Source organism: Pseudomonas viridiflava, from assembly GCF_001642795.1.
Taxonomy (GTDB): Bacteria; Pseudomonadota; Gammaproteobacteria; order Pseudomonadales; family Pseudomonadaceae; genus Aquipseudomonas; species Aquipseudomonas viridiflava.
The window spans coordinates 12,313-20,783 of record NZ_LKEH01000044.1 but is presented as its reverse complement, the minus strand read 5'-3'; the positions used below and the strand labels follow the sequence as shown (position 1 = coordinate 20,783).

The following is an 8,471-nucleotide window of genomic DNA, read 5'->3' as shown; positions in this document are numbered from 1 at the left end:
ATCCATGGCCCAGTGCAGCTCAATCGGCATCCATGCCGATTGCCCCCCGAATCAGCGCCAGGACTCAGCCTCCACCCACGTCGCGTTCTGCGGTGTTCATGCCATCGCGCTACAAAAGCACACCAGTGCCGTTGCGTCTCCGGATAGCCAGATGACCTTTGTATAGCGATGAGCGCATAGCCTCGGACGCGCTCATGCTCCATGCGGCTCAAACGCCGCCCAATAAAAAAGCCGACCCGCTGCCGGGTCGGCTTTTTCAACAATCCCGAGGGGACTATTACTTGCGGCTAGCCTTGTCCAACATGCGCAGTGCGCGCTCGTTGGCTTCGTCAGCAGTCTGCTGAGCTTTTTGAGCTGCAGCCAGTGCTTCGTCAGCCTTGCGGTAGGCTTCGTCGGCACGTGCTTGCGAACGGGCTGCTGCGTCTTCGGTAGCTGTCAGACGAGCTTCGGTTTCTTTGGATACGCTGCTGCAACCGGTGGCCAGAACTGCTGCCAGAGCCAGAGCAGAGAATTTCAGAACGTTGTTCATCGTGTTCCCCTTCAAGGACTTATTTCAAATTAGTCATCTCTCGAAAGTGAGAAAATGACCGGCGTACATAGTACCCATTGTTTGTAGTAAGTAAACGGAGGAAGCGCAAGAAGCGCATAAATTTCTTGGCTTTGAAAGTGTTCCGCGTTACTTCTCATGCAAACTGTCTAAAAACTATCCACTTTGCTGTGGCTGGCCACTGCTGTAAAGCTGACAACAGCCTTATCGAAACGGTTCCTGTATGACCGCGCAGACAGTGATGGATGTTGGCTTCATATCGGTCATCCTGCGTCCGGTGTAGAGCCTTTTATTCGGCGGATCCCATGCATCGACGAGCACAAGGCAAGTGCCTGAATCGATCGTGTTGAACTGGCGTGTAAGGGGCGAGCGAGTGTTGGCTATGCCTTGCCGTGGTTTTATGCTTTTTTATAGGTATCGCACTTGAGCATCTCCGGCAATGACGCCTACTATTTACAGGTGCTCTTTGTTGAGATCGGCCAGGCGCTTCCCGGTGTCGAAAACAGGCACAGGGTGGCGTAGATGTTTCTTCGCCGGAAAAAGATCGGTAAGGTAGGGGTCAAATTCCAAGACCCGCGAGGAGTAGCGATGAGCGAGGCGTTGTCCATCCACCATGATCAGACCGGCCATCAGTTCGAAATCAACATCGATGGCCATCGGGCCTACCTGACCTATATGGACCTGGGGAAACAGACTCTGGATTTCTATAGGACTTTCGTCCCGGATGCATTGCGCGGCAGGGGCATCGCTGCTGCCCTGACCGAGAAGGCGCTCGATTACGCCGACAGCATGGGCTACACCGTTATTCCCTCCTGCTCCTACGTTGAGCGTTACATGGAGCGCCATCAGCGACAGGCCGCGAAGATCTGATCTGCATCACGCTGTAATCGACACCTGCAAAAACGCCGAGCATTGCTCGGCGTTTTGGTGTGCGTGACCTATTACTTGCGCTTGCGCGCCGGTAATACACCCTTGAGCTTGGCATGCATGCCGCGCAGGGTTTTCTCGGTGCTTTCCCAATCGATGCAGGCATCGGTGATGGACACGCCGTATTGCAGTTCCGACAGGTCCTTGGGAATGGCCTGACAACCCCAGTTCAGATGGCTCTCGACCATCAGACCGATGATCGACTCGTTGCCTTCCAGAATCTGGTTGGCGACGTTTTCCATGACCAGTGGCTGAAGGGCCGGGTCCTTGTTGGAGTTGGCGTGGCTGCAGTCGACCATGATGTTCGGGCGAATGCCGGCCTTGTTCAGGGCCTGCTCACAGAGCGCCACGCTCACCGAATCGTAGTTCGGCTTGCCGTTGCCGCCGCGCAGCACCACATGACCGTAGGCATTGCCTTTGGTGGTCACGATGGACACTCCGCCTTCCTGATTGATACCCAGGAACCGGTGCGGGCTGGAAACCGACTGCAGGGCGTTGATGGCAACGGTGAGGCCGCCGTCGGTGCCGTTCTTGAAGCCGACGGCCGACGACAGGCCCGAAGCCATTTCGCGGTGTGTCTGGGATTCGGTGGTCCGGGCGCCGATGGCCGACCAACTGATCAGGTCCTGCAGATACTGCGGGGAGATCGGGTCCAGCGCTTCGGTTGCGGTCGGCAGGCCCATTTCGGCCAGATCCAGCAGCAACTGACGGCCGATATGCAGGCCGTCCTGAATCTTGAACGAGTCATCCAGGTACGGGTCGTTGATCAGGCCTTTCCAACCCACGGTAGTGCGCGGTTTCTCGAAATAGACGCGCATGACCAGATACAGGGTGTCGGACACCTCTGCTGCCAGCGCCTTGAGGCGCTCGGCGTATTCCTTGGCCGCTTTCAGGTCATGGATCGAGCATGGGCCGATCACGATGAACAGGCGGTGGTCATTGCCGTCGAGAATATTGCGGATCACTTCGCGACCCTGGCTGACCGTGTGCAGGGCAGCGTCGGTCAGGGGGATTTCGCGCTTGAGCTGATCCGGTGTGATCAGAGTCTCGTTGGATGCAACGTTGAGGTCGTCAATCGGTAAATCAGCCATCGTGTTACTCATCAGGTCGCGGGTACTGGCCGCCTGCGATCCCCTGTGCGGCGGTGCCCAGCAGGTTGAGCGCAGTGGGGAGCGGAACCTTAGCGCGTTATCGCGCTGTTCGACAATGGGCAAAGCGGCGTATCGGGCCTGTTTACCGCGACCTGACGGCCTTGAAGCATCTGTCATTTGCAACCACTGGCGCTGCAACGGATAGTGTACGGCCAGAGGTGAGGGCTATTTCGTTGACTGAACTGCAACTGAGCGACTTTGACATTGATCACCAATTGCTTGAGCTGACCGGCACCTCGCTGGTCATTTTTACCAGCGTGGGCTGCTCTGCCTGTCGCTGGGCCAGGCAGCAGTTGCCTGGGATGGGCCTTGCGGTTGATCGCCTGTGCTGGATCGACGCCCAGGACAATGGTGGCGCGGTGCAGCGCTACGAAGTGTTTCACCTGCCGGCACTGTTTCTGGTGCGCGACGGAGCCTTCCATGGCGCAATTCGCGCCCCGCTGAGAGTCGAGGGTCTGGCTTCGGCACTGGACCGTGCACTCGCCAGCCCACCCGACGAATTACCCTGATAAGACAGTCAGCCAGAGAGACGTTATGAGCAGTGAAATCAGACGCCCGCGAATCGGTATCGTGGGCACCGGGGCCATCGGCGGTTTTTATGGTCTGATGCTGGCTCGCGCCGGATTCGATGTGCATTTTCTGCTGCGCAGCGAGTTTGATGCCGTCGCGCAAAACGGCCTGCGGATCAACAGTGCGGTGCATGGCGATCTGCAACTCAACCCGGTGCAGGCCTATTGTTCGGCTGCCGATATGCCGCCGTGCGACTGGTTGCTGGTCGGCACCAAGAGCACCGGCAATGCCGAGCTGGGACCTGTTATCGGCGCGATGGCTGCCGATGGCGCTAAAGTCCTGTTGCTGCAGAACGGGCTCGCGGTCGAAGACCAGTTGCGAGCGGTTCTGCCGGACAGCCTGCACATACTGGGCGGCCTGTGTTTCGTCTGCGTCCACCGGACTGCGCCCGGCGTCGTGGCGCATCAGGCGTTCGGGGCCGTGAGCATCGGCTACCACAGCGGTCCGGCCACTGATGAAACGGAGCGCCTGTCCATTGTCGAAGCCTGTGCGCAGCTGTTCCGGCAGGCCGGTGTCGAATCGCACGCCATGCCCAGCCTGCAACAGGCACGCTGGCAGAAGCTGGTGTGGAATGTCCCGTTCAACGGGCTTTCGGCGCTGTTGCGGACCAGCACGTCGCGCCTGATGAGCGACCCCGCCAGCCGTGAGCTGGTGCTGGCCTTGATGGACGAGGTGGTGCAGGGCGCAGAGGCCTGTGGTCATACGTTGCCGGAAGGTATTGCACGACATCTGTTCACGGTGACCGAAAGCATGCCCGACTATAAACCCAGCATGCACCATGACCTGATCGAAAAGCGTCCGCTGGAGCTGGACGCCATCTATGCCCGGCCTCTGGCCGCTGCGCTCGACGCCGGTGTTGACATGCCGCGCGTGCGAACGCTGTACCAGGCTCTGGCCTTTATTGATCGCGACAATCGCTGAAGAGGCAGAGAAACAGACATGACAAACGCCGAAGATCACAAACTGGTACTGGCCATTTCATCCAGAGCGCTGTTTGATTTGAGCGACAGTCATGCGGTTTACATGGCAGAGGGCGTCGAGGCGTACCGCAAGTATCAAATCGAACACGAAGACGAGATTCTCGAGCAGGGCGATGCCTATCTGCTGGTCGAGAAGCTGCTGAGCCTCAACGCCAGCCTGAGCAAGGCGCGGGTCGAAGTGGTTCTGGTGTCGCGCAACAGTGCCGATACCGGGTTGCGCGTGTTCAACTCCATCCAGCATTACGGGCTGGACATCAGTCGGGCGGCGTTCGTCGGCGGGCGCAGCCCTTATCCCTATCTGGCCGCGTTCGGCTGCCATCTGTTTCTGTCGACCCATGCGGAGGACGTGCGCAGTGCGCTGGATGCCGGGTTTGCGGCGGCCACCATTCTGTCTGGCGGTGCGCGGCGGGCGGCCAGTCCCGAGCTGCGCATCGCGTTCGATGGCGATGCGGTGCTGTTTTCCGATGAGTCGGAGCGGGTCTATCAGTCCGGCGGGCTGCTGGCCTTTCAGGCCAGCGAGCGAGAGTCGGCCCGTGAGCCATTGCGCGGTGGGCCGTTCAAGCCGTTTCTGGCAGCGCTCAATCTGCTGCAACGTGAATTCCCGGAGGCAAGCTGCCCGATCCGCACCGCACTGGTAACCGCCCGCTCGGCACCTGCCCACGAGCGGGTGATCCGGACCTTGCGTGAATGGGATATCCGGCTCGACGAATCGCTGTTTCTCGGCGGGTTGCAGAAATCGGCGTTTCTCGAGGCGTTTGCCGCAGATGTGTTCTTCGACGATCAGCCGGGGCACTGCGAAAAGGCGCGCGAGGTAGTGGCGACCGGCCACGTTCCCCACGGGATCACCAACGAAATCAAGCTTTGAGCGGACAGACCGCCAATTGTCCGCCGTCGCGGTCTTTGGCGCACTGCTAAGCTCAATCAATCTCCGCCAATGTGGCTGTCCGGGAGGTTGTATGGTTCGTTCGATGCTGTATGCCACAGACCTCGGTCTGTATGCGCCCTATGTGACACAGCATGCGCTGGCACTGGCCCGGACGTTCGATGCCGAACTTTACGTTATCCATGTCGTTGAACCCATGGGGCTGTTCGCCGAGTCGGTTCTGCAGAGCTATCTGGGCGAGGATGCGTTGAGGGAACTTCACAGCAGGGGCGTGAGTGCGTTCATGGATGGAATAGAGCAACGGATGCTCGACGGGTTTCGTGAGGAACTGGGTGAAGGTCACAAAGACCTGTCTTTCATTCGCACAGTGCGGGTCGTTCAGGGAGAACCCTCCAGCGTTATTCTTGAGCAGGCGCGGAAACTGGATGTGGATTTGCTGGTGGTGGGCAGTCACAGCCATCGGGCGAAAGAGGGCGAGTCGATAGGTCGTACGGCCGCCAGGGTTTTACAGCTTTCCGATGTACCGGTTTACATGGTGCCCATGATGCAGAACAGAGGGCGAGGGTAGAGCGACGGTTCGAGAAGGTCTAATTGGCTGTTCAAGTGAAATCGAGCGTGCCATCGCCCCACAAAGGTGATAAAAAGTTCTAGAATTATTCGCCTGACCATTAATCCAGTTATATACCGTCGCTGATGCCCCTAGGGTTTATCTGCTTTGAGGGATACATATGAAGCTCCAACAACTGCGCTACATTTGGGAAGTGGCGCACCACGACCTCAACGTTTCCGCGACGGCACAGAGCCTTTACACTTCACAGCCCGGTATCAGCAAGCAGATCCGTCTGCTTGAAGACGAACTGGGGGTCGAGGTGTTTGCGCGAAGCGGCAAGCACCTGACGCGTGTCACACCGGCAGGCGAGCGCATCATCACCACGGCAGGTGAGATTTTGCGCAAGGTCGAAAGTATCAAACAGATCGCTCAGGAGTTCTCCAACGAGAAGAAGGGCACGCTGTCGATTGCAACTACTCACACTCAGGCGCGTTACGCATTACCGCCTGTCATCAGCAATTTTATTCGGCAATACCCGGACGTAGCACTGCATATGCATCAGGGGTCGCCCACCCAGATCGCCGAAATGGCGGCTGACGGGACTGTTGATTTCGCCATCGCCACCGAAGCGCTCGAGCAGTTCAGTGACCTGGTGATGATGCCGTGCTATCGCTGGAACCGTTGCGTCGTGGTGCCTCAGGGCCATCCCCTGACCAAGGTGCCGAAGTTGACGCTGGAATTGTTGGCCGAATACCCGATTGTGACGTACGTGTTCGGTTTCACCGGTCGTTCCAAACTGGACGAAGCCTTCAGCCACCGTGGTCTGGTGCCCAAGGTCGTGTTCACAGCGGCAGATGCCGACGTGATCAAGACCTATGTTCGCTTGAATCTGGGTGTGGGTATCGTCGCCAGAATGGCGGTGGACGAAGAACTGGACAGCGATCTGGTGATTCTGGATGCCAGCGACCTGTTCGAGTCCAGTGTTACCAAGATTGCATTTCGTCGCGGCACGTTCCTGCGTGGCTTCATGTGCGACTTCATCGAGAAATTCGCCCCGCACCTGACTCGCGAAGTCATGGCCAAGGCGATTACCTGCCATAACAAACAGGAGATGGAAGAGCTGTTCGCCAATGTCGAACTGCCCGTGCATTGATCGGGCACAGCTGACACAGCGTCATTGCGGGCAGCACTCGATGCCCGCAATGAGCTGGGCTGCAGTCGGTCAGACCTTGGCGATCAGGTTGCCCGAATGCAGGCCGCACTCTTTCTGAGTGGCTTCTTCCCACCACCAGCGACCTTCACGCTCGTGCTGGTTCGGCAAGACCGGACGCGTGCAGGGCTCGCAACCAATGCTGATGAAGCCGCGCTCGTGCAGGCTGTTGTAAGGCAGCTCCAGCATGCGGATATAGCCCCAGATTTCCTCACTGCTCATCTGCGCCAGCGGGTTGAACTTGTAGAGCGTCCGCTCGGGCGTCGAGAAGGCCGTATCGATTTCCATGACCGCCACTGCGCTGCGGGTACCAGGGCTCTGATCACGTCGCTGGCCTGTTGCCCAGGCTTTGACGCCTGACAGCTTGCGGCGCAGCGGTTCGATCTTGCGGATGCCGCAGCACTCGCCATGGCCGTCACGATAGAAGCTGAACAGCCCCTTTTCCTTGACGAAAGGTTCGAGCTTGCTCTGATCCGGCGAGATGATCTCGATGTCGATCTTGTAGTGCTCGCGGACCTGCTCGATGAACCGATAGGTTTCCGGGTGCAGGCGACCGGTGTCGAGGCTGAATACCTTGACGTTCTTGTTCAGTTTCCAGGCCATGTCCACCAGCACCACGTCTTCGGCACCGCTGAAGGAAATCCACAGCTCGTCACCGAAATGTTCGAAGGCCAGTTTCAGAATGTCCTGCGCAGACTTGTTCGCATAAGTCGTCGCCAGCTCGGCGACGTCGAAGGGTTGGCTCATCAGGCGGCTTCCTGGGTAAAGGGTGGCGCTTAAGCGCTCGTGATGGCAGCAATGGTAACAAAATCCATCGTTGCATGGCCGCTTCGCTGGCCCGTGTGATGCGTTGCGCGGGGTCTGACGAGCGGCTAGAGTGCCGCTTCCCTTTGTTTTGAAGTGTCCCTTGAGGAGCGTTCTGTGGAAATTGCCTGTCTCGACCTGGAAGGTGTGCTGGTCCCGGAAATCTGGATCGCCTTTGCCGAAAAAACCGGTATCGAATCCCTGCGCGCCACCACCCGGGACATTCCCGACTACGACGTGCTGATGAAGCAGCGCCTGCGCATTCTTGACGAGCACGGCCTGAAACTGTCGGACATTCAGAAAGTGATCGGCACCCTCAAGCCGCTGGACGGCGCGGTGGAGTTCGTCAACTGGCTGCGCGAGCGGTTTCAGGTGGTGATTCTGTCGGACACATTTTACGAGTTCTCCCAGCCGCTGATGCGCCAACTGGGTTTTCCGACCTTGCTCTGCCATCGCCTGATTACTGACGAGACCGACCGGGTGGTGAGCTATCAATTGCGCCAGAAAGACCCCAAGCGTCAGTCGGTGCTGGCCTTCAAGAGCCTGTATTACCGCATTATCGCGGCAGGTGATTCCTACAACGACACCACCATGCTGGGCGAAGCTGACGCAGGCATTCTGTTTCATGCGCCCGACAATGTGATCCGCGAGTTTCCGCAGTTTCCGGCAGTGCATACGTTCGAAGACCTGAAGAAGGCATTCATCAAGGCATCGAATAGGGAGCTGGCGCTCTAGCTCGATTTTGATGGGTTCTGGCGCTCTGTGTCGTCACGTTCGAGAGCCGATGCGGAGCGTCCCGGGCGGCGTTACCACGCTGGAGCGCTCATCGTTATAAATAAGTCCGCCTCT

10 protein-coding genes are annotated in these 8,471 nt (G+C 58.4%); 7 read left to right on the top strand and 3 right to left on the bottom strand.

Annotation, left to right across the window (positions count from 1 at the left end):
* Positions 1-277 precede the first annotated feature (277 nt).
* Positions 278-529 (bottom strand): outer membrane lipoprotei OprI, encoded by a 252-nt coding sequence (oprI, locus tag AO065_RS21970; RefSeq protein ID WP_002553018.1) that lies wholly within the window; start codon positions 527-529, stop codon positions 278-280.
* A gap of 606 nt (positions 530-1,135) precedes the next feature.
* On the opposite strand from oprI, the gene AO065_RS21965 reads away from it, so the two are divergent.
* Positions 1,136-1,417, top strand: a complete 282-nt coding sequence (locus AO065_RS21965; protein ID WP_004887702.1) for a GNAT family N-acetyltransferase — start codon at positions 1,136-1,138, stop codon at positions 1,415-1,417.
* Positions 1,418-1,488: 71 nt separating this feature from the next.
* Here AO065_RS21965 and AO065_RS21960 read toward each other — a convergent pair whose 3' ends face one another.
* Positions 1,489-2,565: a 3-deoxy-7-phosphoheptulonate synthase gene (locus AO065_RS21960; protein ID WP_004887699.1), complete on the bottom strand. Its 1,077-nt coding sequence runs from the start codon at positions 2,563-2,565 to the stop codon at positions 1,489-1,491.
* Between the two features lie 233 nt (positions 2,566-2,798).
* On the opposite strand from AO065_RS21960, the gene AO065_RS21955 reads away from it, so the two are divergent.
* The 5 genes from AO065_RS21955 (at position 2,799) to cysB (ending at position 6,761) form a co-directional block, all read left to right on the top strand.
* A complete protein-coding gene (locus AO065_RS21955; protein WP_004887698.1) occupies positions 2,799-3,134 on the top strand; it encodes a YbbN family protein in 336 nt (111 codons plus the stop codon).
* A gap of 25 nt (positions 3,135-3,159) precedes the next feature.
* Positions 3,160-4,116 (top strand): putative 2-dehydropantoate 2-reductase, encoded by a 957-nt coding sequence (locus AO065_RS21950; RefSeq protein WP_004887696.1) that lies wholly within the window; start codon positions 3,160-3,162, stop codon positions 4,114-4,116.
* A gap of 18 nt (positions 4,117-4,134) precedes the next feature.
* On the top strand, positions 4,135-5,040 hold the full coding sequence (locus AO065_RS21945) for a 5'-nucleotidase (RefSeq protein WP_004887695.1): 906 nt from the start codon (positions 4,135-4,137) through the stop codon (positions 5,038-5,040).
* Between the two features lie 91 nt (positions 5,041-5,131).
* The gene (locus AO065_RS21940; protein ID WP_004887692.1) at positions 5,132-5,626 is read left to right on the top strand and encodes a universal stress protein; all 495 of its coding nucleotides are present in this window, start codon (positions 5,132-5,134) and stop codon (positions 5,624-5,626) included.
* Between the two features lie 160 nt (positions 5,627-5,786).
* Positions 5,787-6,761 (top strand): HTH-type transcriptional regulator CysB, encoded by a 975-nt coding sequence (cysB, locus tag AO065_RS21935; protein ID WP_004887691.1) that lies wholly within the window; start codon positions 5,787-5,789, stop codon positions 6,759-6,761.
* Between the two features lie 69 nt (positions 6,762-6,830).
* Here cysB and AO065_RS21930 read toward each other — a convergent pair whose 3' ends face one another.
* Entirely contained in the window at positions 6,831-7,565 is a 735-nt protein-coding gene (locus AO065_RS21930) for a phosphoadenylyl-sulfate reductase (RefSeq protein ID WP_004887688.1), read from the bottom strand.
* Between the two features lie 174 nt (positions 7,566-7,739).
* Here AO065_RS21930 and thrH point away from each other — a divergent pair, with 174 nt between their 5' ends.
* Positions 7,740-8,357 (top strand): bifunctional phosphoserine phosphatase/homoserine phosphotransferase ThrH, encoded by a 618-nt coding sequence (gene thrH / locus AO065_RS21925; protein WP_004887686.1) that lies wholly within the window; start codon positions 7,740-7,742, stop codon positions 8,355-8,357.
* The last annotated feature ends 114 nt before the right edge of the window (positions 8,358-8,471 follow it).

Coding starts and splice junctions, on each gene's coding strand:
- oprI (WP_002553018.1), bottom strand. CDS start 529: ATGAACAACGTTCTGAAATTCTCTGCTCTGGCTCTGGCAGCAGTTCTG.
- AO065_RS21965 (WP_004887702.1), top strand. CDS start 1,136: ATGAGCGAGGCGTTGTCCATCCACCATGATCAGACCGGCCATCAGTTC.
- AO065_RS21960 (WP_004887699.1), bottom strand. CDS start 2,565: ATGGCTGATTTACCGATTGACGACCTCAACGTTGCATCCAACGAGACT.
- AO065_RS21950 (WP_004887696.1), top strand. CDS start 3,160: ATGAGCAGTGAAATCAGACGCCCGCGAATCGGTATCGTGGGCACCGGG.
- AO065_RS21945 (WP_004887695.1), top strand. CDS start 4,135: ATGACAAACGCCGAAGATCACAAACTGGTACTGGCCATTTCATCCAGA.
- AO065_RS21940 (WP_004887692.1), top strand. CDS start 5,132: ATGGTTCGTTCGATGCTGTATGCCACAGACCTCGGTCTGTATGCGCCC.
- cysB (WP_004887691.1), top strand. CDS start 5,787: ATGAAGCTCCAACAACTGCGCTACATTTGGGAAGTGGCGCACCACGAC.
- AO065_RS21930 (WP_004887688.1), bottom strand. CDS start 7,565: ATGAGCCAACCCTTCGACGTCGCCGAGCTGGCGACGACTTATGCGAAC.